General features: G+C 56.6%; 22 protein-coding genes. 4 read left to right on the forward strand and 18 right to left on the reverse strand.

Features of this window, described 5'->3' with window-relative positions; translation table 11 throughout:
- The 3 genes from ACIQZK_RS07120 to acnA form a co-directional block, all read left to right on the forward strand.
- Positions 1–583: alpha/beta fold hydrolase (locus tag ACIQZK_RS07120; protein WP_397575513.1), on the forward strand; the 583-nt coding region annotated here is incomplete at its 5' end.
- Complete coding sequence (locus tag ACIQZK_RS07125) at positions 580–990, forward strand: PaaI family thioesterase (RefSeq protein ID WP_397575514.1); 411 nt, start codon at positions 580–582, stop codon at positions 988–990. The genes ACIQZK_RS07120 and ACIQZK_RS07125, both read left to right, overlap by 4 nt.
- A gap of 350 nt (positions 991–1340) precedes the next feature.
- Positions 1341–4016: an aconitate hydratase AcnA gene (acnA, locus tag ACIQZK_RS07130; protein ID WP_397575515.1), complete on the forward strand. Its 2676-nt coding sequence runs from the start codon at positions 1341–1343 to the stop codon at positions 4014–4016.
- An 8-nt stretch (positions 4017–4024) separates the two neighbouring features.
- Here acnA and ACIQZK_RS07135 read toward each other — a convergent pair whose 3' ends face one another.
- The 8 genes from ACIQZK_RS07135 to ribB all read right to left on the reverse strand — a co-directional run bounded on the left by ACIQZK_RS07135 (position 4025) and on the right by ribB (position 13211).
- Complete coding sequence (locus tag ACIQZK_RS07135; RefSeq protein WP_397575516.1) at positions 4025–4876, reverse strand: HpcH/HpaI aldolase/citrate lyase family protein; 852 nt, start codon at positions 4874–4876, stop codon at positions 4025–4027.
- A 91-nt stretch (positions 4877–4967) separates the two neighbouring features.
- Positions 4968–5426: a MaoC family dehydratase gene (locus ACIQZK_RS07140; protein WP_397575517.1), complete on the reverse strand. Its 459-nt coding sequence runs from the start codon at positions 5424–5426 to the stop codon at positions 4968–4970.
- Between the two features lie 103 nt (positions 5427–5529).
- On the reverse strand, positions 5530–7392 hold the full coding sequence (locus tag ACIQZK_RS07145) for an acetyl/propionyl/methylcrotonyl-CoA carboxylase subunit alpha (RefSeq protein ID WP_397575518.1): 1863 nt from the start codon (positions 7390–7392) through the stop codon (positions 5530–5532).
- Between the two features lie 5 nt (positions 7393–7397).
- Complete coding sequence (locus tag ACIQZK_RS07150) at positions 7398–8999, reverse strand: carboxyl transferase domain-containing protein (protein WP_397575519.1); 1602 nt, start codon at positions 8997–8999, stop codon at positions 7398–7400.
- The gene (locus ACIQZK_RS07155) at positions 8996–10597 is read right to left on the reverse strand and encodes an AbgT family transporter (protein WP_397575520.1); all 1602 of its coding nucleotides are present in this window, start codon (positions 10595–10597) and stop codon (positions 8996–8998) included. The genes ACIQZK_RS07150 and ACIQZK_RS07155 overlap by 4 nt, the downstream gene beginning before the upstream one ends.
- A 46-nt stretch (positions 10598–10643) precedes the next feature.
- Positions 10644–11063: a 6,7-dimethyl-8-ribityllumazine synthase gene (gene ribH, locus ACIQZK_RS07160; protein WP_397575521.1), complete on the reverse strand. Its 420-nt coding sequence runs from the start codon at positions 11061–11063 to the stop codon at positions 10644–10646.
- A gap of 2 nt (positions 11064–11065) precedes the next feature.
- Positions 11066–11851 (reverse strand): EamA family transporter, encoded by a 786-nt coding sequence (locus ACIQZK_RS07165; protein WP_397575522.1) that lies wholly within the window; start codon positions 11849–11851, stop codon positions 11066–11068.
- Between the two features lie 58 nt (positions 11852–11909).
- Positions 11910–13211 (reverse strand): 3,4-dihydroxy-2-butanone-4-phosphate synthase, encoded by a 1302-nt coding sequence (gene ribB / locus ACIQZK_RS07170; RefSeq protein ID WP_397575523.1) that lies wholly within the window; start codon positions 13209–13211, stop codon positions 11910–11912.
- Positions 13212–13314: 103 nt separating this feature from the next.
- Between ribB and ACIQZK_RS07175 the strand changes: the two genes are divergently transcribed.
- Positions 13315–14403 (forward strand): DUF2855 family protein, encoded by a 1089-nt coding sequence (locus tag ACIQZK_RS07175; protein WP_397575524.1) that lies wholly within the window; start codon positions 13315–13317, stop codon positions 14401–14403.
- On the opposite strand, the gene ACIQZK_RS07180 is transcribed toward ACIQZK_RS07175, so the two are convergent.
- From ACIQZK_RS07180 to ACIQZK_RS07225, 10 genes are all read right to left on the reverse strand, one after another.
- Positions 14390–15694: an amidohydrolase family protein gene (locus ACIQZK_RS07180; RefSeq protein ID WP_397575525.1), complete on the reverse strand. Its 1305-nt coding sequence runs from the start codon at positions 15692–15694 to the stop codon at positions 14390–14392. The two genes, ACIQZK_RS07175 and ACIQZK_RS07180, sit on opposite strands and share 14 nt — an antisense overlap.
- A gap of 4 nt (positions 15695–15698) precedes the next feature.
- On the reverse strand, positions 15699–16502 hold the full coding sequence (locus ACIQZK_RS07185) for a TIGR03084 family metal-binding protein (protein ID WP_397575526.1): 804 nt from the start codon (positions 16500–16502) through the stop codon (positions 15699–15701).
- Between the two features lie 5 nt (positions 16503–16507).
- Positions 16508–17773 (reverse strand): acyl-CoA dehydrogenase family protein, encoded by a 1266-nt coding sequence (locus ACIQZK_RS07190; RefSeq protein WP_397575527.1) that lies wholly within the window; start codon positions 17771–17773, stop codon positions 16508–16510.
- On the reverse strand, positions 17773–19104 hold the full coding sequence (locus ACIQZK_RS07195; RefSeq protein WP_397575528.1) for a phosphotransferase family protein: 1332 nt from the start codon (positions 19102–19104) through the stop codon (positions 17773–17775). Before ACIQZK_RS07195 ends, ACIQZK_RS07190 begins: the two co-directional genes overlap by 1 nt.
- Entirely contained in the window at positions 19101–19496 is a 396-nt protein-coding gene (locus tag ACIQZK_RS07200; protein WP_397575529.1) for a ribose-phosphate pyrophosphokinase, read from the reverse strand. The genes ACIQZK_RS07195 and ACIQZK_RS07200 overlap by 4 nt, the downstream gene beginning before the upstream one ends.
- Positions 19497–19504: 8 nt before the next feature.
- A complete protein-coding gene (locus ACIQZK_RS07205) occupies positions 19505–20446 on the reverse strand; it encodes an NAD(P)H-dependent flavin oxidoreductase (RefSeq protein ID WP_397575530.1) in 942 nt (313 codons plus the stop codon).
- 4 nt (positions 20447–20450) lie between these two features.
- On the reverse strand, positions 20451–20864 hold the full coding sequence (locus ACIQZK_RS07210; protein WP_397575531.1) for a DUF1330 domain-containing protein: 414 nt from the start codon (positions 20862–20864) through the stop codon (positions 20451–20453).
- Positions 20865–20985: 121 nt separating this feature from the next.
- Complete coding sequence (locus tag ACIQZK_RS07215) at positions 20986–21630, reverse strand: TetR/AcrR family transcriptional regulator (protein WP_397575532.1); 645 nt, start codon at positions 21628–21630, stop codon at positions 20986–20988.
- A 54-nt stretch (positions 21631–21684) separates the two neighbouring features.
- Positions 21685–22794 (reverse strand): DNA polymerase IV, encoded by a 1110-nt coding sequence (gene dinB / locus ACIQZK_RS07220; protein ID WP_397575533.1) that lies wholly within the window; start codon positions 22792–22794, stop codon positions 21685–21687.
- Entirely contained in the window at positions 22788–22949 is a 162-nt protein-coding gene (locus ACIQZK_RS07225; protein WP_397575534.1) for a hypothetical protein, read from the reverse strand. Before ACIQZK_RS07225 ends, dinB begins: the two co-directional genes overlap by 7 nt.
- Position 22950 lies beyond the last annotated feature (1 nt).

Below are 22950 nucleotides of genomic sequence, written 5' to 3' on the forward strand. Positions count from 1 at the left end.
CGATGATCTCGCGCTATTCATCCGCAATGTGTGCGGTAACGACAATATTTTTGCCTTTTCCTGTGCCGCCAGTTTGAGCGGACTAGATATTGCCGCCCGCATGCCAGAGCTCGCATCACATCTGTGCTTCATTCAGGGTGGTGACCCTGAAGCTTTTCACCGGTGGAAAACAGCTCGCGACCCCAAAGGCATATTGGCGCGCCCGGTGCTTGGCCAGCTGATAATGAAGCGTATGGCGCCCGCACGCATGCCGCAATGGTACCGACTATCGGTCGGCAGGGGCGAGTTGATTGACCATTTCTGTGATTGTGCGAAACAATCCTTTGGCAATGGCGCGATGTGGTCGTTGGCCAGTGCGTATCAGATATACATGAACCATAAGGGCGCACTTCCAGCGCCCACGCAACCAATCTTGTCGGTCTGGGGTGGCGCAGACCGCTCACATCCCAGCGAGAACGTGCATTCGCTCGCTATGGTCTATGATGATGTAACCTGCGTAACCTTTGATGATCTCGGGCATACGCCAGAGCTTGAAGACCCGCATCGCGTGTTCGAAGCCATTGCTGGATTTGTCAGCACATGACCGAAAATGTTCCCCTCGGTTTTGCGCGCCATTTCCGCAAAAGCCCCGTCACCGATCCGTGGGAGCCGCTCTATTCGCGCCGCGATGGCGACATATTCTGCCTCGGACTGCGCATCGCAAAGTCGCATTGCAATGCGCGAGGGATGCTGCATGGCGGGGTTATTTCGGCGCTGGCCGATAACGCACTCGGAATTTCATGCGTGCTGCAAGCAGAGAATATGTCGGCGCTCACCATCAACCTGTCGACGGATTTCCTGTCAACTGGAATTCAAGGGGAATGGCTTGAAGTTCGTGCTGAACCCAGCAAAGTTGGTCGCACAATAGCTTTTGCCGGGGCAGAAATCCTCTCCAACGATACCCTTATTGCTCGTGCGAGCGGCATTTTCAAAATGATCGCTCGCGTTTAAACGTGAGTGACCAAGTTTGACGTTCTTTGCCCCTAAGCTCGGCTGTCAGCACTCCAATAGTAATCGTGCCGCGTGAGCATATCAGTATTTGCCAGCCTTTCGCTCCAACATCTTAATATTCATTGCTACCCCTTCGTGCCTTCGTGCGCCAGAAATACCCCCTCCACCCACCGGCAATTTTCCCCGTCGCCACCTTGCACCCCCACCCCATCCGCGCTAAGGCGCGGCCAGCAAACGAATCTCCCGCTTTTACGCTGGTTTGACGCGCGTTTCATGGGTTGCAGCAAGCGCCTACCGTGTCGTCTTCCCCATCCGGCCAAAAGCCTCAATTTTGAAGGGGTAGTACCAACATGACCGCAATCGGATTAGACAGCCTGCAAACCCGTTCCACCTTGACCGCTGGCGGCAAGACGGTGGATTATTTTTCGATCAAAAAAGTATCGGAAAAATTGGGTGATGTTTCCCGCCTGCCGTTTTCGATGAAGGTATTGCTCGAAAACCTGCTGCGTTTTGAAGATGGCGGCTTCACCGTTTCGGTGCAGGACGTGCAAGCATTGATCGATTGGCAGAAGGACGCCAAGTCGACCCGCGAAATTCAATATCGCCCTGCCCGCGTTTTGCTGCAGGATTTCACGGGCGTGCCGTGCGTGGTCGATTTGGCCGCAATGCGCGACGCGATGACCGCGTTGAAGGCGGACCCATCAAAGATCAACCCGCTCGTTCCAGTACATTTGGTCATCGACCACAGCGTCATGGTTGACGAATTCGGCCACCCAAAGGCCGCCGAGCAGAATGTGGAAATCGAATATCAGCGCAATACAGAACGTTATGACTTCCTAAAATGGGGTTCAAAGTCGCTGAATAACTTTAAGGCGGTCCCCCCCGGAACCGGCATTTGCCATCAGGTTAACCTTGAACATATCGCGCAGGCCGTTTGGACCAGCGCAGACGAAGATGGCACGACCATCGCCTATCCCGACACCTGCGTTGGCACCGACAGCCACACGACCATGATCAACGGCCTTGGCGTACTGGGTTGGGGCGTTGGCGGGATTGAGGCGGAGGCCGCGATGCTTGGCCAGCCGGTGTCGATGTTGATCCCTGAAGTTGTTGGCTTCAAATTGACCGGCGCGCTTGCCGAGGGCGTGACCGCGACCGACTTAGTGCTCACCGCAACCCAAATGCTGCGCGCCAAGGGCGTGGTTGGCCGCTTTGTCGAATATTATGGCCCCGGCCTTGCGTCCTTGTCGCTGGCCGACCGTGCGACGCTCGCCAACATGGCGCCCGAATATGGCGCGACCTGTGGCTTCTTTGGCATTGATGACAAGACGCTCGATTATCTGCGTCTGACCGGCCGTGCGGAAGACCAGATTGCATTGGTTGAGGCGTATGCAAAGGAACAGGGCCTTTGGGCCTATGCGGACATGGCGGACCCGATCTTCACCGACACGCTTGAACTCGACATGGGCAGCGTTGTCCCATCGCTTGCCGGACCAAAGCGTCCGCAGGACAAGGTTGTCCTCACTGAGGTCGACAATGTGTTCAACGACGATCTTATCAACGTCTACAAGCATGACAGTGCAAAGCGCGTCGCGGTTGAGGGCAAGTCGCACGATATTGGCGACGGTGACGTGGTGATTGCGGCAATTACGTCGTGCACCAACACATCGAACCCAAGCGTTCTGGTGGCCGCCGGTTTGGTTGCGCGCAAGGCGAATGCCTTTGGTCTGAAGCCCAAGCCATGGGTAAAAACATCGCTTGCTCCCGGTAGCCAAGTTGTGACCGATTATCTTGACCGTGCAGGCCTGACCGCGGATCTCGACGCCGTTGGCTTCAACCTTGTCGGCTATGGCTGCACGACCTGCATCGGTAACTCCGGCCCGTTGGCAGAGCCGATTTCGGCCGCGATCAACGGCCATGACATTGTTGCCGCCTCGGTCATTTCGGGCAACCGCAACTTTGAAGGCCGCGTGTCGCCCGATGTACGCGCAAACTTCCTCGCATCGCCGCCCTTGGTGGTTGCCTATGCGCTTAAGGGCACCGTGACCGAAGACTTCACCACCATGCCAATCGGTCAGGCGACCGACGGTTCGGACGTGTATTTGCGCGATATCTGGCCCACCAATCAGGAAGTGCATGATGTCATGACCGCAAACATCGACCGTTCGATGTTCACCGCGCGTTATGCGACCGTCTATGAAGGCGATGCGCATTGGCAGAAGATTCAGGTCGAAGGTTCGGACACCTACACATGGCGCGCCGGATCGACCTATGTCGCTAATCCGCCCTATTTTGAAGGGATGAGCATGACGCCGGCGCCGGTGATGGATATCATCGAGGCAAAGCCGCTGGCGATCTTGGGCGATTCCATCACCACCGACCACATCTCCCCCGCTGGATCGATCAAAGCCGATAGCCCTGCCGGAAAATTCCTTATGGAACATCAGGTTAGCAAGGCTGACTTCAACAGCTACGGCGCCCGCCGCGGCCACCACGAAGTCATGATGCGCGGCACCTTCGCCAACATCCGCATCAAGAACGAAATGGTCCCCGGCATCGAAGGCGGCATGAGCAGCTACAATGGCGAAGTCATGCCCATCTACGACGCCGCCATGAAGCACAAAGCCGACGGCACGCCCTTGGTGGTCATCGCCGGCAAGGAATATGGCACCGGTTCGTCACGCGATTGGGCCGCGAAGGGCACCAACCTCCTCGGCGTCCGCGCAGTCATCGTCGAAAGCTTCGAACGCATCCACCGTTCAAACCTGGTCGGCATGGGCGTTTTGCCATTGCAGTTCATGGACGGCGAAAGCCGCACCACCTTGGGCCTCAACGCAGATGACAGCTTCACGATCACTAGCGTCGGAAAGCTTCAACCGCGCCAGACAGTCTCCGTCATGGTTACCCGCAAGGACGGCAGCACGTTCAATTTCGACACGCTGTGCCGCATCGACACCGCGAACGAAGTCGAATATTTCATGAACGGCGGCATCCTGCACTATGTGCTGCGGAAGCTGGCGGCTTAAACCGCCCGCTATATTCTGGATAAGATCGACAGCGCCGCCTTCAAATGCGGCGCGTCGATCATTTTTCCGCCAATTTGTAAAACACCCGCGCCGGGGTTGGCTGCGAAGGCATCAACGATCGATTGGGCATGCGCAATCTGCGCGGGCGATGGTGTGAAGCCTGCGTTAATCGCCGCGACTTGCGATGGATGAATGGCGAGCATACCGGTAAACCCATCCCGCGCCGCGCGCGCGACATAGGCCGATAGCGCGGCCTCATCGCTGATATTCGGAAAGACCGTATCGATTGCCGCAACGCCAGCGGCGTGGGCCGCAAACAGCGTCAGCGACCGCACCATCTCATAGGGCGCGGTGTAGCGGCCATCGTCTTCGCGCGCCGTCGCCGCGCCGACCGCCGCGGGCAAATCCTCTGCCCCCCAGCTCACACCTGCCAGATAATGCGAAACTTCGCGCAAAGTGCCCAGATCAAATACCGCGCCGGGGGTTTCGGTCGCAATCGGCAAGATCGGCGGGGCTTCGCCATCCTGGCTGTCCGCCACCGCTGAGGCTTCTGCGCGGAGCCAATGGACCGAACGTGCACCCTCCGCCTTGGGCAGGACAATGCCATCCGGCATATAAGGTAAAACCGATGCCAGATCGTCATGGGTCAAATGGCTATCCTGCGGATTTACGCGGACAAACACCGGCACGGGCCGGTCACCTGACAAAAACTCCGCAGTCGCTTCACGTGCAGCAACCTTGCGATCCACTGCGACGGAGTCTTCCAAGTCGATGATAATCGCATCGGCACCGCTGGCGGATGCCTTGGCGAAACGATCAGGCCGGTCGCCCGGGACGAAGAGGAGTGAACGCATTTTCATGTAGGCGACGCCTTTCAACTTCACCGTAGCCCTGAGCCTGTCGAAGGGCGCTTATCGGCGGGGCGTGCTTCGACAGGCTCAGAACTGCGGTCTAGATATCAGTCGGTGCTTTCTTTAGCAACGCTGCGCGCTCGCAACTGCATACCACTTCGTCGCGCTGATTGAGGCAGCGGTGCAGGAAGGTCACAACGCCAGCATCAGGGCGCGACTTGCTTTCTTTTAGCCCAATCACCTCGGTTTCGGCGCGAAGCGTATCACCGATAAACACCGGTTTAGGCATGATCAGCTTGTCATAGCCAAGGTTCGCGACCAGCGTGCCGAGGGTCGTGTCACCCACAGACAGCCCCACCATAAGGGCAAAGGTGAAGGTGCCGTTGACGAGGATTTGTCCGAACTCGCTGGCCTTGGCCGCCTCTGCGTCGATGTGCAGCGGCTGCGGGTTATGGGTCATGACCGAGAACAGCAGATTATCGGTCTCGGTCACGGTGCGCCGGATTTCATGGGCGATATTGTCGCCGATTTGCCATTGGTTAAAATATTTGCCTGCCACTGCTCACTCCCGAAACGTCATGCTGAACTTGTTTCAGCACCTTACTTTTTGCCGCCCGACAGTAAGACCCTGAAACAAGTTCAGGGTGACGCGCGGCTATCAATTATTTGTCGTCCACCGCCTCAATCCGCGCCAACAAGGCCTCGACCTGCACCTGCGCGCCGGCTTCTGCGTTTAGCTCGGCCACAACGCCGTCAAACGGGGCGGTGAGGCTATGCTCCATCTTCATCGCTTCGAGCGTGAGGAGTTTCTGGCCCTTGGTGACGGCCTGCCCTGCTGTGACATCGACTGCGATGATCCGCCCCGGCATGGGGGAGAGGATAGCGCCATCACCAACCGCATTGACCCCCGACCCGCGCGGTTCGGCTAAAACATAGCGGCGCGCGAAACCGTCAGCAAAGGCAAGCACATCAGCCGTTGGCGCATCGGCCTCAATCTCGTCAAACGACACAATATGCGTTTGGCCGCTGTCGTCCAGCAACCGCGCCTCGGCACGTGGTCCAGCGTTGAGCCGGAACCCAAGCGCTGCGCTAATTGGCCCTTCGCCCGAACTTGCGCACAGCAAAGCTGCTACCTCCGCGAGCTCTTCGCTTTCGGGTGCAGGCGGAAGGACTAAGAAATCGACTTCGCGCGCGATAAGACCTGTGTCGACGTCGCCTTCCCCAAATTCAGGCAAGTCCAACAAGCGACCCAGAAATCCTGCATTGGTCTTTACCGGCCAGACTTCGGTTCCATCGATGCCGTCACGCAACGCCGCGATCGCTTCGTCGCGTGTATCTCCGCGTGCAATCAGCTTGGCGATCATCGGATCGTAGAACGGTGAGACCTCTCCGCCCTGCTCAACACCAGTGTCGATACGCAGCTCGTCCGGGAATGCCAGATGGTCGAGCGAGCCGATGGACGGCAAAAAGCCAGTTGCCGGATTTTCAGCATAGAGCCGCGCTTCCATTGCCCAGCCGTTGATGCGCAACTCATCCTGCCGCTTCGGCAACGCTTCACCGCTCGCCACGCGCAGCTGCCATTCGACCAGATCAACGCCGGTGATTTCCTCTGTCACCGGGTGCTCCACCTGCAACCGTGTATTCATTTCCATGAACCAGATGCGGTCGGCGCGCAGGCCTTCGGAGGCGTCGGCGATGAACTCGATTGTACCTGCGCCGACATAATCGACCGCCTTGGCGGCCTTCACGGCCGCTGCGCAGAGCTGTTCGCGCGTCGCTTCGTCCATGCCCGGTGCGGGGGCTTCCTCGATCACCTTTTGGTGGCGGCGCTGGAGCGAACAATCGCGCTCGAACAGATGGACGATATTGCCGTGCGTGTCGCCAAACACCTGCACCTCAATATGGCGCGGGCGTTGAATATATTTTTCGATCAGGACATGGGCGTTGCCGAACGAGGCGGTAGCCTCACGCTGGCAAGATGCGAGCGCGTCGGCAAAGTCCGCCGCGTCATCGACCTTGCGCATCCCCTTGCCCCCGCCGCCCGCGACGGCCTTGATGAGCACGGGATAGCCGATTTCGGCGGCACGTTGCCCAAGGAAAGCCGGGTCTTGATTTGCACCCATATAGCCGGGGGTGACGGGCACGCCCGCCTCCGCCATCAATTTCTTGGCCGCATCCTTCAGCCCCATCGCGGTGATGCTGGCCGGTGCCGGCCCGACCCAGATGAGGCCAGCGTCGATTACGGCTTGCGCGAACTCGGCATTTTCAGAGAGAAAGCCATAGCCCGGATGGATCGCCTCGGCTCCGCTGGCCTTGGCCGCGGCGATGATCTTCTCACCCACCAGATAGCTCTCACGCGCCGCAGACGCCCCGATATGCACCGCCGCGTCGGCTTCCCGCACATGCATCGCCTTGGCATCAGCATCCGAATAAACCGCAACGGTTCGGATACCCATATCCCGCGCGGTGCGGATGATCCGACAAGCAATTTCGCCACGGTTGGCGATAAGGAGTGATTTGATCATCTGACTCACATCCGGAACACCCCAAAACGGGGCGCCTCCTCGACGGGGGCGTTTAGCGCGGCGGCGAAGGCTAGGCCCAGCACGTCCCTTGTCTGCGCCGGGTCGATAATCCCGTCATCCCACAGGCGCGATGTCGCGTAATAGGGGTTGCCCTCATCTTCATATTTTTGGCGGATTGGCGTCTTGAACGCTTCGGCTTCGTCTGGCGTCCATGTCGCAGCGTCGCGGTGGACGGTCGCCAGCACGCTCGCCGCCTGCTCGCCGCCCATTACGGAAATCCGCGCATTGGGCCAAGTGAACAGGAAACGTGGGCTATAAGCCCGTCCGCACATGCCGTAATTGCCCGCGCCAAAGCTACCGCCGATCAAGACGGTGATCTTCGGCACGCTCGCGGTGGCGACGGCGGTGACGAGCTTCGCGCCATGCTTGGCGATGCCCTCCGCCTCATATTTGCCGCCGACCATGAAGCCGCTGATGTTCTGCAAGAACAGCAACGGGATCCGTCGCTGGCAAGCAAGCTCAATGAAATGTGCGCCTTTGACCGCGCTTTCCGAAAACAGCACGCCGTTGTTCGCGAGGATCGCCACGGGCATGCCCCAGATATGCGCAAAGCCGCAAACCAACGTCGTGCCATACAGCGCCTTAAACTCATGAAATTCGCTGCCATCGACCAGGCGCGCGATGACTTCATGCACATCATAAGGCGCGCGGACGTCATGGGGGATGACGCCATACAGTTCGTCGGTGTCGTATTTGGGGAGACGTGGCTCCTTTAAATCAATGTCGGGTTTGTGGGTCGGCCCTAAGTGGCTGATAATATCGCGCACGATGGTCAGCGCATGTTCGTCATTCTCCGCGACATGATCGACCACGCCCGATTTGCGGCCGTGCAGATCGCCGCCTCCCAAATCTTCGGCGCTGATTTCTTCGCCCGTCGCGGCCTTTACCAAAGGCGGACCCGCCAAGAAGATCGTGCCTTGGTTGCGAACAATGACGCTTTCGTCGGACATCGCGGGGACATATGCGCCACCCGCGGTGCAACTGCCCATAACGCAGGCAATTTGCGGAATGCCCTTGGCGCTCATATTCGCTTGATTGAAGAAGATACGCCCGAAATGCTCACGGTCAGGAAAAACCTCGTTCTGATGCGGCAGGTTCGCACCGCCGCTGTCGACCAAATAGATGCACGGCAGGTGATTGGCCTCGGCTATCTCCTGCGCGCGCAAATGCTTTTTGACGGTCATCGGGTAGTAGGTGCCACCCTTCACCGTCGCGTCATTGCACACAATCATGCACTGGCGCCCGGAGACCCGACCGATCCCGCAAATCAAACCGGCGCCGGGAATCTCGCCATCGTAAAGGTCATTGGCCGCAAGCTGGCCGATTTCCAAAAATGGCGAACCCGGATCGAGCAACCGCTCGACGCGCTCGCGCGGAAGCAATTTGCCGCGCGATGTATGACGCTCGCGCGACTTCTCATTGCCGCCCAATGCGGCCTCGGCAACCTTTGCCCATAGTTCATCGCGCAGCGCTTCATTTTTCGCTGCGTTGGCACGAAACTGTTCGCTGTCGCTATTGACGTTTGATGTCAGCACGGGACCGCTCATTTCAATACTCCAATGCTTGGCGTATAGTGCACTTGCGCACCCGGCCCTAAGGGCAAATCAAGCGCCACCCAAGCCATCGTCATGGTGATACCTGCCACCATAAAACATAGTGCATAAGGGAGCATTAAAGCCAACAGCGACCCCACACCAAAATCCTTATCCCAGCGGCGCGCGAAAGCGAGGATGAGCGGAAAATAGCTCATCAACGGGGTCATGATATTGGTATAGCTATCACCCATGCGATATGCCGCCGTGGTCATTTCGGGGCTGATCCCAAGCAGCATAAACATCGGCACCACGACGGGCGCAAGCGCGCTCCACTTGGCGCTGGCCGAACCAATAAACAGGTCGAGTATCGATGACAGCAACAGCACGCTGACCAACAGGAATGGCGCGCTTAAACCCATTTCGCGCAGAACAAAGGCACCGTCAATTGCGATGATTGGTCCAAGACGCGACCAGTTGAACATCGCCACAAAATGCGCCGCAAAAAAGACAAAGACGATATAGGGCGCCATCGAACGGATCCCATCCTGCATCATGCCAAGCGCGTCACTACTGCTTTTTACGGTCCCCGCACCAAGGCCAAATGCCATACCGGTGCCAACGAACAGGAAGAAGAAACCGGCGACCAATGCAGAATAAAAAGGCTGCATCTGCGCCGTGCCCTCTTTGGTTTCGTCCAATAGCGGCGAATATCCGGGAAGCAGTGTCAGCGCCGCGAACAGGCCAATGATAACGATCGCAGCGAGCCCGGCGTTACGGAGCCCACTTCTTTCTTGTGCCGTTATTTCTGACTTGGCGAGTTCGGCTTGAATTTCAGCATCAGGCTCTTTGCCCCACGTGCCCAACCTCGGTTCAATGATGCGGTCGGTCACGAACCAGATAGTCGGCGTGAACAGAAACACGATGGACAATATGAACCACCAGTTACCAACGGGGTTCATCGTCCAACCGGGCTCGACAATACGGGCAGCCTCCTGCGTAAAACTGAAAAGCAGCACGTCAATCTGCCCGGGCGTGATGTTGCCCGCATACCCTCCCGAAACGGCAGCAAATGCAGCGGCGAGACCGACAAGAGGATGACGGCCAACAGCGGCATATAAAATCGCCGCAAGTGGGATGAACACTACATAGGCAGCATCGGACGCGTGGTGCGATACCATGCCGATGAGAGCAACCAAAGGCGTCATCAACACGCGCGGCGCATTACGCAGCGATCCGCGAATAAGCGCCGAAAATAAGCCCGATTTTTCGGCTACTGACGCGCCCAACACAATCGTCAATACCAATCCCAACGGCGCAAAGCTGGCCATCGTCTTGGGCATTTCGGTTAACAGCCGTGCGATATTTTCTTCGTTGAACAGGCTCGTCGCGCGATACGTCAGCACGCCGTCCTTCAACTCGCCCCATTGCGGCGCTTCCGTCCCGGAATAGGGCAAGGATGCGGTCCAACCCAACCACGCGCCCAGCGCTGACAGTCCCATCAGAAACAGGATCAACCAAACGAAGATCATAATTGGGTCGGGCAGTTTATTGCCCAACCGTTCAAAGGTCGCGAGGAAGCCGCTCGGCGGCGCTATAGGATTGCTGCTCATGACGCATCTATAGCGCGGCCGGTCCGCATTGGAATACGTATCCTATTTACGCGAAACGGTTCTGCAATTCCAGCAGCTTCATCGCCGCAATGGCTGCCTCGCCACCCTTGTCTTTCTGCTTGGGATCAGCGCGGACAATGGCTTGTTCTTCATTCTCGACGGTCAAAATGCCGTTTCCGATGGCAATGCCGTCCATCGTCAACGCCATGATGCCGCGTGCGCTTTCACCAGCAACGATTTCAAAATGATAGGTTTCGCCGCGAATGACCACGCCGATGGCAACAAAGCCATCATATAATTGCGCTTCGGCGGCCATGGCAATCGTGCCCGGAATTTCGAGCGCGCCAGGAACGGTGATAACTTCAACCTCATGCTCCTTGGCTTTCAACGCAGCTTTCGCGCCAGCAACCAGCATATCATTCAAATGGTCGTAGAACCGCGCTTCAACTATTAAAAACTTTGCCATTGTTATCCTGCTCCCAAAATGATTGCGGCGGCACCAGATACTATCAGTAATCCCGCGGCGATGCGCCATTGATCCAAACGCTCTTTTAGCATCAGCGACGCCAAGACAAGCGCAATTAACACGCTGGATTCGCGAATGGCGGACACCAAGCCGACCGGAGCGAGCCGGACAGCGAACGACCAAGTCGCAAAAGAAATCAACGTCAGCAAACCGGATTGCCACCCGATTGTCCATGCCGACCGCAAACGGGGCACGGCGTCCCGCCGAAACCGCCATGCCAGATAGATCGGCAGCAAAATGCCGTCAGTAACAAATAGCCATGCCAGAAAAGCAACGATGTCGTCCGCTTCGCGCATGCCCTGCGCCGCGACTAAACTATAAATGATTGTCGTAAGCCCAGTGAACGCTGCCGCGCCCCACCCGCGGCGGCTCATGCCCCGGCCAAGTGCGAGCGCCAGTATTCCCAATGTTATCGAGAAAATACCAAAAATTGCGAGGGTGGTCAGCGTGTCGCCGAGATAGAAAACCCCCAAAATCGCCATTGCGAGCGGCACCACCCCGCGCGCCACCGGATAAGCATGGGAGAAATCGCTGATTTCGTATGACACAACCATCGTAAGCTGGTTGATGAAACTCAGCAGCGCAAAGCCCGCGAGTAAAAGCCATAGATTAGGCGACAAATTTCCAGCCCATAGCGCCACGGGCAAGGCCAAAGCTGCACAGAGCAAGGCGGACCAGACACGCACCGCCAGCTTATCTTCACCTGCCTTTAAATAAGCGTGCGACATGGCCGCTGTAAAGGCGGACACCCCTGCCAGAGCAAGGCCGGCGCTGACCGACACGCGATTACTCGCCTCCGGTGCCGGGGATCGCGCGCTCGCCTACAATCGAAAGGCCATAGCCTTCAAGGCCAACCAGTGTGTGATGCGTGTTGGTCAGCAATATCATGTCGTGCACACCCAGCTCGGTCAAGATTTGCGCGCCGCCGCCATAATCGCGCAGCTCTTCGATTTCGGGCGCGCCAGCCTGCTTGCCTTCGGCGCGAAGCTGCATGAAACGCGAAACCATGCCCTTCATCGGCTTGTTGATCACGACGATAACGCCAGCGCCTTCAGCCGCGATGGCCTCCATTGAGCGCGAAAGAAGCCCGGAACGTTCGTTCTCTTCGCCGAACACGTCCACAAACATCGACATGGTGTGCATACGGACAAGCGTTGGCTTTTTGGGATCAATACGGCCTTTGACCAGCGCCATTGTCTCGTCGCCAGTGGCTTTGTTGTAAAAGGTCATCGCGGTCCATTCACCGCCCCACTTGCTTTGGAACTTCATTTCCGCGCGCTTTTCGACCAGATGGTCATGCTTGCGGCGATAGGCGATCAGATCGCGGATCGTGCCCATTTTCAAATTGTGCATGCGCGCAAACGCGACAAGGTCATCCATCCGCGCCATGGTGCCGTCGTCCTTCATGATCTCACAGATCACGCCCGACGGGTTGAGACCGGCAAGACGGCTGATGTCGACCGCCGCCTCGGTATGCCCTGCCCGCACGAGAACGCCGCCATCGCGCGCAGTCAGTGGAAAGACATGGCCGGGGGAAACAATGTCGTCCGGCCCCATGGAGGCATCGACAGCCACCGAAATAGTACGCGCGCGGTCAGCGGCGCTAATGCCGGTCGTGACGCCCTCACGGGCTTCTATGGACACTGTAAAGGCAGTCTGCATGCTCTCGCGGTTCTCGCGCGCCATGGGCGTCAGGCCAAGCTGCACACAGCGCGCCTTTGTCATCGAAAGACAGATCAAGCCACGGCCATGGGTCGCCATGAAGTTGATCGCGTCCGGCGTTGCCATTTGCGCGGGAATGATAAGGTCGCCTTCATTTTCCCGGTCTTCATCATCAACCAGGATATACATGCGTCCATTGCGGGCTTCTTCGATGATTTCCTCAATCGAAACGAGCGCTGGCGTGTCATCGTTCGAAAATAGATAGCTTTCCAACTTACGCAGTGTTTCCGCCGTTGGATTCCAGCCTGCATCATCCAGATCACGCAAGGTATTGGCATGAAGACCCGCTGCACGCGCAAGCCCCGAACGGGACAAGCCGCCTTCGTTGACGAGATTACGAAGCTTTTCAATTAACTGGGTGGACATATGACCTCCAACATTCGCAGAATAGCGAAACATGATTCGCTATTTTCACACTGCAATGTGATTGTCAAAGCATGAATCACATTGATGTGTTGGGGAGAATGTCATGGTGCAGACAATATGGGTAAACAAAGCGAAGCTTTCGGAAAATATGGTCCATGATGCCGACCTGCCCATATTGGCGGATGGCGCACTCCGGCTGAAAATCGAAAGCTTCTCGGTAACGGCAAACAACATCACTTATGCCGTCATTGGCGATATGTTCGGATATTGGAACTTCTTTCCGGCTGAAGGCGCGTGGGGCGTCGTTCCCATGTGGGGGCACGCGGTGGTTAAAGAGTCCCGCCACCCCGAAATCGCTGTTGGTGAGCGCGTATACGGTTACCTTCCCATGGGCACGCATTTGGACGTCTTGCCCGGAAAAGTGAGCGCCAGCGGCTTTACGGACACCGCGGCCCATCGGCAGCCCATGAGCCCGATCTATAACCAGTATAGCCGTATCAATGCGGACCCCGAGCATGATCCAGCCAAAGAGGCAGAGCGCATGCTATTTGGACCTTTGTTCAAAACGGGTTTTCTCATTGAAGCCATGTTCCGCCGCGAAGATTGGTTCGGCGCGCAAAATCTGGTCATGACGAGCGCATCATCGAAAACATCCATGAGCCTCGCGAGCGTCGCGAAAGACTTGTCGCCGCATATCAAGCGGATTGGCCTGACATCAAAAGGCAATGTCGCATTCGTTGCCAACTCGGGTCTCTATGACGAAGTCATCGCTTATGATGACGTTGGCAATTTGCCGACAGTTGCTTCGGTAGCCGTTGATTTTGCCGGTAACAGCGGGTTGCTGCGCGGCATTCATGACGCGCTTGGCGAGCATCTAAAATATAGCTGCCTTGTCGGCGCAACGCATGTCGATGCACGCGGCGCGAACAGCCCGGGCGGCAATGGCGATGCCATGCCAGGCCCCAAGCCCATTCTTTTCTTCGCGCCCGATCACGCCGTCGCCACCATTCAGGAACTTGGTCCCAAAGGCTTTGGCGAAGCGGTTGCCACAAGCTGGAAGAGCTTCCTCGGCGCCGTGGACGGTGTCGTGGAAATCGATGAACGCACTGGAATAACCAACGCTATTCCCGCGTTCACCAACACACTTCAGGGCAAAGCAGATCCCGCAATCGGGATTATCATTCGTCCTTAAAAACCCGGCCATCCTTCATCACAAACTTCACCGCTTTCAAAACGGTGACATCTGATGTGGGATCACCTGCAACGGCAATAAGATCGGCAGCTTTGCCGGGTTCAAGGCTGCCCACTTCCTTGTCCACGCCCAACAAGGTTGCCGCGTTCATCGTCGCAGCCTGAATCGCCGCGCTGGCGGGCATGCCATGCTTGACCATCAGCTCGAACTCGTCCGCGTTCTTTCCATGCTTTGAGACACCGGCATCTGTCCCGAACGCAATTTTGACGCCTGCGGGATAGGCCTTTTCAAGACTTTTACCCGTAACGCCAATGCGCCATTTGACCTTGGCCAAGACGTCTGGTGGATAGGCATTGGGGTTCGCCGCAAGCCGTTCGATGTAGCCATTCACGGTTGAGAGCGTCGGGACATAATATGCACCCGCCGTTTTGAACAATTTGATGGTCGCATCGGTCAGCATCGTCCCATGTTCGATAGAGTCGGCGCCAACGGCAAGCGCTGCATTAACACCATCGTCACCATGGGCGTGCACGGCAATTTTCTTGCCATACAAATGTGCGGTATCGACCAATGCCTTAACTTCATCGTCGAACACTTGCCGGCTGAGGCCCGCGCCAATGCGACTGTTAACGCCGCCCGTTGTCGCAATTTTTATAACATCTACGCCGCGCCGGATTTGCTTACGCACAGCCTGACGGCAGCTTTCAACACCATCGCACAGATTGTCTTGGTCGATACTACTATGCAGATCTTCCGAAACCGAAAGTGTCGCATCCATATGTCCGCTGGTCGTCGAAATAGAGCGCCCGGCATCGATGATCCGCGGCCCGGGTAGTTCGCCGGCTGCAACAGCATCACGCAGCGCCAAAGTCGCGCCGCTGCCATCGCCTAAGTTACGCACCGTGGTGAAACCCGCCATCAGCGTCTTTTTTGCGTTTCCGGCGGTGCGGTATGCAGCGCGGGCAGGACTGTCGGTCACAGCCTCAATCAACGCGGCATTGCCGCCCGCATCGCTACCGAGATGCACATGGCTGTCGATCAAACCGGGAAGCACAAATTTGTCCTTCAAATCGATCAACTTTGCACCTGCTGGTCCGGCCTGATGCCCAGCCAAAATCTCGGCTACCTTGCCATTGCGAATGATGACAGTGGACGGACCGCGCGGCGGCGTTCCAGGCTTATCGAGCAATTGCCCGGCATGGACGACCGTGACTTGGTCTACCGTCTGGGCCGCGAGGGGAGAACTTGCCAACAATACAGCACTCAATGAAACAACAGCAAACATCTTCATTTAATCAAACTCCCCTATTGGCCCTGCAACGCGATCCCGCTGGCGGCGGATCTTGCGGTGGCCCGGCAAAACATTGTGCAATGGCCATCCACTGATGCGCGACTTCTCCGGTGACTGCAAGCGACGTATCGGCAATGTTGCGGCATTGCGTCACAACCTGACAAAATTCGGTTGCGCTGCCCGTAATGAGCCCACTGTCCGACGCCTCGCCATATTCCCATATCGCCCCTGAAGGCGCAGTCAGATGAACCTGCGGCATGGGCCCGGGCGGGTCTTGCCGCCGGTTTTTCCACGTAAAGCCCCATGTATTAACGCCCAACCGGACGATATTGCCAATCCGGTCTGTATCCTGACGCGCGACACCCAGAACATCATACACCGCCTGCGCATGTGCCCATGTTTCCATGAGACGCGCGGTTATCGAACTCAGCGCACTCATATCCGGTCCGACCCATTTCAGCCGCAGTTTCGGATCGGCATTGGCGAAAGCCGCCGCAACGGCCTCAGTCCGTTCCAGCCATGCCTGCAGCAAAGCCTGTCCGGATAACCCGTCCAAATAGGACGCCTCAAAAGCAGGCAGTTTTCCGCCCCGGACGCCCGCCATCATCGCGGCAACAAATGCACCAAATGCCGCCTCATCCCGCAACGACAGGTCCACCGCTATATTCCAGACATGCAAATGCCGGACGATGTTGTTGATCGTCCATCCCTTGAACTGCGTCTGCGTTTCGAAATCCAAATCGGACAGCGCAGCAAGAAGTCCTGCCAATGCTTTGCTCTCTTCCAAAAAGTCGGTTGCCTGCTGCATAGCCATCACCCCATAAATCCGAACAAATGTCCCGCCACTTTGCGCATCTGGATCTCCTCTGCGCCTTCGGTAATGCGGTAGCGCCGATGGTGGCGGTAGATGTGCTCGAACGGCTTATGCCGTGAATAGCCAATCCCGCCATGTACTTGCATCGCGAAATCCGCGGCATTGCAGACCAAGCGGTTTGCCTTGTAATTACACATGCTGACTTTGTCCGATAACCGCACCGCAACTTCCGGCTTGGTCATGCTGTCCATTTCGGCGGCGGTTTTGTAAATCAAAAGGCGCAGCATCTCAGCGTCGGTTTGCAGTTCGACCAAGGGGAACTGGATGGCCTGATTTACCGCCAGCGGTTTGCCAAATGGCTTGCGCTCACGCGCGTACTTCACCGCTTCATCAATGCAATATTGGGCCGCACCGAGCGAACTTGCCGCTTGGCGAATACGGTTCTCATGCACAAAATGCTGTGCAACCGCCAGTCCATTGTCCAATTCCCCTAGGATAGCGCTTTCCGGCACCCAGACATCGGTATATTTAACCTTAGGATGGTCGGTGGGCATATTGAACGTCCACATATATTCGCCAATTTCAAATCCTGGCGCGTCTGTTGGCACGACAAAGCAGGTAATGCCGCGCGCTTTGCCATCATCACCGCTGGTGCGCGCAAAGGTCATCACATGCGATGTATAGGGCAGTCCGGTCGTCCACATCTTGTTGCCATTAATGCGATAGCCTGCAACGCCATCACGCATTTCGGGCACGGCGCGCGTATCCATATGCGTCGCGTCGGAACCATGATCTTCTTCGGTCAGGCCGAAGCTCCACCCCATTTTGCCCTCAAGCATCGGCGGAATAAACGCGGCCTTTTGTTGCGGCGTTCCAAAATCACGTAGCATCAACACCTGCACAAGATTGCCAACAATGCTGCTTTCATTCTGCAGGTCGTTATGCAGCCCTAAGCCCTTGTGCGCCAAATGATGCCGGATGACCGCCATCGCCAGATTGGAGCCATTTTTCCCGCCAAATTCTTCTGGGATAGCAAAGCGATAATGTCCGGCCCTGTCCGCCACCTGCCGCATTTCGGCCAGCAATGCCCACCAATCGGCACGCGGATGGCCGTCATTATCCCAATCGGTCCGCGCATTTTCGCGGCGATGATCAAAGAAGCGTATATTGTCGTCGCGCGCTTCAATCGGTTTGATCTCCCGTTCAATGAACGCGTCAAGTTCGGCCAAATAGTCGGTGATCTCTGTGGGAATTTCGAAGAGCATTAGATTGTCCATTTTTTTCTGGCCGCGGCCAAGCCTGAATATTTGGGTTGATCAGCCGCAAGTTTGGCGAGCGATTGCGTTTTTAATTGCATTAGCAGCCCCGGCGTTGCCAGAGATTTTCGACCCGCCAATAATGCATCGGAAAGCGACTTATCATGCACGTTTAAGGGCGCAGTAGCTTCGCGCTGCAACATGCCCAGTGCGTTCACGGCGACGGCAGCCATGAAACGGTCACGTCCCTTTGCCTGTGGTTTAATATCAGTCTCAATCCAACGCGCGAGCGCCTCCAGCATTTCTGTCGACGATGGTTCGCCGATCCGTCGCGGCGCTGCAGACGATGGCAGCGTAATTGGGCCACGTTCGACCTCAGGCGCATCCTCTTCCAATAGCATCAGCAAATCAATTTCGGTTTCCGAAGTCCGCCGTCCAATGACGGCACGCTCTAACGCTTCATCAAGGCCACTGCGCCAGATATCAGCCATTTGCAGGCAGCAGACGCCCCACCACAATGTCGAATAGATAAGCCACCAACGGAAACGTTCAGGTTCCACCGATGTCCCGCTCACGCTTTCATAGGCGGCGAAAAATTCGTCCAACGGACCAATGCCAAATGCGGGTCGGTCAATATATCCGAACCGCCAGCTGTTAATGCAGCCAAAGGCGAGATCCTGATGCTGGTCACCCAGATGCGCCAATTCCCAGTCGAGGACAGCGGCGAGCCCATTGGCATCCACCATGATATTGCCCATGCGGAAATCGCCATGAAGCAAGACGGCGGGAACTGGCGCAGGCAAATGGTCCTCAAGCCATTTAAACGCGAGCGCCATCACTGGGCGATCCCCACCAAAGTTGATGAACCGCCCCCGCAATTCGGCCAGCAAGCTCTCCGCGCTCGTTTCAGGTAACTGCGGCAGCGTATCAGACCGCACCGCATGAATTGCAGCGAGTTCACGGGCAAAGTCATTCAACAACCCCGGCGGAGCGTTAGGCAAGATTTTTGCCGGGTTAACCTCTGCCTCCACACGGCGCATCACATAGCCGGTTCCAAGATTATCAGCAGCGTTTACCTCACCCAGTATTTCTGGCGCCTTCACGCCCGCCGCAAAGGCCGCGCGAACGACAGCAGCCTCCACGTCATGGCCATAGGTTCGCCCTGCCATCATGTCCGCCGATGGTGAGCGACGCAGCACATATCCCTGCCCCGCATAATCAAACGACCAGCTTTCCATGTTCGCGCCGCCTGTCAGCCGGACAAGGCTTTCAACGTCGTCGGTTCCCCCGAACACCCGCCGCGCAAAGGCCGTGACCAAAGGGGCGATGTCGTCGCTCAAACTGCCCGCCCCTGCCAATATGCGAATATGCCTTCCTGTAGCTGCCGGATATGGGCTTGCGCCTGTGGTCCAGTCCATTCGCCCTGATAGTCGGTGCGCCCGGTCCACCACCCTTGCCCCGGCAAGCCGTCGCCTTCGCGCACCACAAGCACGGCAAGCGCTGGTCTGCCTTCGGCAATCGTAATTTGGTCAATCTTATCCAACGTCTTGCAGACCGCGCGCATCTTTGGCCGTGTAAAACGGAAACCAAGGTTTAGCAGCAACTCCGAGTAGCTGATTGCCCGGCCATCGCGTGCGCATTGCTCGAGAATTGCCTTAATCCGCGCAACATCGTGCAGCGCGGAAACATCCGCCGTGGGATCGCTCAGGAATTCTTCTAAGACAGGATCCAAAGCAGCGCCTACGAATAGTCGTTGCGCATATTGTTCATCACGTCATGGAATTCTTCCATGACTTCGTCGATGATTTGTTTCGAAGGCTTCACCGTATCAATGCGTCCGGCAACTTGACCGGACAGCGCGATCGCCGCTTCCATGTCACCGCCAAAATACAAATCGAGCACACCGCGCATTTCGCCCATGATATTTTCCGATGGCGTTACATCCAGCTTTTCGGTCCGGTCCGTGCGCAACGCACGCAACGCAGGGCCCGGGCCATGACGGTTCAGGAACAGCGTGTCGGTTTCCTTGGCGTTTATGATCGCGTCTTTCCAGTTTTGGTGAACTGGGGATTCCGCCGCGCTGACCATCCGCGTGCCCATTTGCACCGCTTCTGCGCCAAGCGCAAAAGCCGCCGCCATCGTCCGTCCGCAGACCATTCCGCCGGCTGCGACGATCGGCACGTCAACCTTGCTCCGGATGAGCGGCAACAGGACCATGAGCGCAACATCTTTGGGATTTTTAAACCCGCCGCCCTCGCCGCCTTCGACGACCAAGCCATCGACACCCGCCTCAATCGCCTTCAACGCGCCTGCCAAAGTCGGAACAACGTGAAAGACGGTTAGACCCGCAGCCTTTAACGGGCCGCAATATTTGTTCGGGTCGCCAGCAGAAGTCGTGACAAATTTAACGCCCTGATCGACCACGAAATCCACGATGCCGGGATCGCGGACAAAGGCTTGCGCAATGTTCACGCCAAAGGGCTTGTCCGTCAGTTCGCGCATCTTGATGATTTCCGCGCGCACTTCCTCCAATTGGCCGGAGGACGTTTCGATGATGCCAAGTCCACCGGCGTTTGAAACGGCCGACGCCAGTTGCGCCCGCGCGATCCAGCCCATGGGTGCCTGAATGATGGGATATTCAACGCCAAGCAATTCGGTGATGCGGTTTTTAATAGGTTTCATGATGTCAGCGTCCAATCTGGCGTGTGCGGATATTGAGTTGGCCGGCGAGGCCAGCTTTGCGATGCACTTCAATCGCGCGATATTCCGGGGAGGACATCATTTTCTGCATGGCCGCCAGCGAAGGATATTCGACCAACGCAACCATGTCCCAAAGTTCTTCAACCTCGCCAATCATCAGGCCGGTTACGGGGCCGGCATAAATCTGCTTGCCATCGACGGCGGCGAGACACGCCTGAATACCCTTGCCATATCGGGCATACGCCCTTGCACCACTAAGGTCAGCATCGCTGCCATCGGCATATTCTGCAGTCTCTTTAAATTTCAGAAGGTTGACCATCACAAAGGGTCCATTTTCAGGACCGCCGAAAAAGGACGTGACTTGCTCCGTGCCCGGAAAAACTGCGTTCTCGACGCGCATCGTTGTTCTCTCCCCTAATTTAATCACCTGCTTAAATCAGAGGAGGCGTGTTGTAAAAGCGAATATGTGCGGGTCGTTACATTGCCTTCATGACGATAAGTTTGAAGGCCAATACAAGCGGTTAAGACACGATTTTCATGTGCGATCCAGGTGCCGATTGGGTCGCCATCTTTTTACCTAGCCCTTGAAACACTGTATCCACGATCATGGCCAACTTCGTAACGCTCAGCTTCGTGGTCCCGATGTAAAAAAGCATGTCGGGGTTTGTATAGCAATGCAGCATTTGGTTGATGAACGACACCGCCTCATCAATAGACAGGCCTTCGAAATAGCCCTGCTCCATAGCCTCGGCCACGATGATCGCGAGATAATGGTCGCCAAGGTCCACATAACCGCGCACCACTTCGAAATGCTGCTGACCAATTTCCAAATAGCTTTTTAACAGCTCGGGCTCGGCCTCAAACTGCTCGACCGAAGCCAAGTAGCGCCGGGCAAAATATTGGTACATTTTTTCGCGAACCGGCAAGTCGGACTCGGTTACTTCCACCATGATCTGAATTTTTTCTGCGAAGAAACGCTCGGCTACAGCCTCCAGCAAAGCTTCCTTCTTGTCGAAGAACCGATACAGATTTGACGGTGACATACCCGCCGCCGCAGCCAAATCCGTCATGGAAATATCGACCGACCCGCGTTTACGGACGAGGTTGTCGACCACTTCAAGCAACGCAGTTCTGCCGGCTTCTATATCAGTTTGTGGCCGCGCCATTCTGCTTCCTGTATTATAACTGCATAACAGTTTTCTGATATAACGCCGATTGTTTCATTTTTCAACGTGATCAAATGTGAATTGTCCCTGCATGGTTGGTTCTGCGGCAATGTCATTTTGATCAACAAGTCCCGACAATGTCAGCCCAAGCAGGCGAACACCCATTTCGACGGGCAAAATCTGGTCCAACAGCGCATGGCCCAGCGTCGCGATTGCCGAACGGTCAGAGAGTATGTGCCCAACGGTCCGCGACCGTGTGACGGTCCGGAAATCGGAATAGCGCGCCTTTAAGACCAACGTCTTCCCCTGGGCCTGATTGCGGTCAATACGATCCCAAACGATCTCGACAATATCGTCTAAGGCTTCGCGTAATTCATCCTCGCTGCGTTTATCTTCGAAATAGGTGCTTTCAGCGCCAATGGATTTACGCACGGCATTGGCGTTCACGGGGCGGTTGTCGATCCCGCGCGCCGCATGGAAAAGATAAGCGCCCCAACTGCCAAAATGCTGCGACAGCCAAATCTCGTCCTTTTGGGCAAGGTCTGCACCGGTATGCACGCCCAACTTTGCCATTTTTTCAGCCGTGCGTGGCCCCACACCGTGGAACCGCCGCACAGGTAAGCTTGCGACAAATTCCGGTCCCTGTTCGGGCAATATCACGCACATGCCGTCGGGTTTGTTTTGGTCACTTGCCAGCTTGGCGATAAATTTGTTGTAGCTCACACCCGCGCTTGCTGTCAGTCCGGTTTCTTCGCGAATGGCCGCACGAATGGCTTTGGCAATTTTAACGGCCGAACCGATGCCCTGTTTGTCATGCGTGACATCAAGATACGCCTCATCCAGCGATAACGGTTGGATTACATCGGTGTGCCGGGCAAATATCTCCCGAATGTGACGCGACACAGCCTTGTACGCCTCAAACCGCGGCTTCACGAAAATGAGGTCCGGACATTGCCGCAATGCCGTCACCGAAGGCATGGCAGACCGTACACCAAACGCCCGTGCTTCATAGCTTGCCGCCGCCACAACGCCGCGTTTGGACGAACCACCGACCGCGACCGGCTTACCGCGCAGCTCAGGATTATCGCGCTGCTCCACACTGGCATAGAACGCATCCATATCGACATGGATGATTTTGCGTATCTCTGCGGGGTCGGTCACCATACAACCGAATGCTTACTATCCATGAAAACGGCGATTGCCGCACGGCCCATCCGTTCAGCGGACTGGAAAAACATATCGTGCAACGCCAACGGCGCAAAATGCTGGTCCCATTTTACAGGTTGCAGGTAACGACTGTTCCAGACATTTTGTGTCATG

Origin of the sequence: Sphingorhabdus sp. (genome assembly GCF_044338195.1) — a bacterium.
GTDB lineage: Bacteria > Pseudomonadota > Alphaproteobacteria > Sphingomonadales > Sphingomonadaceae > Sphingorhabdus_B.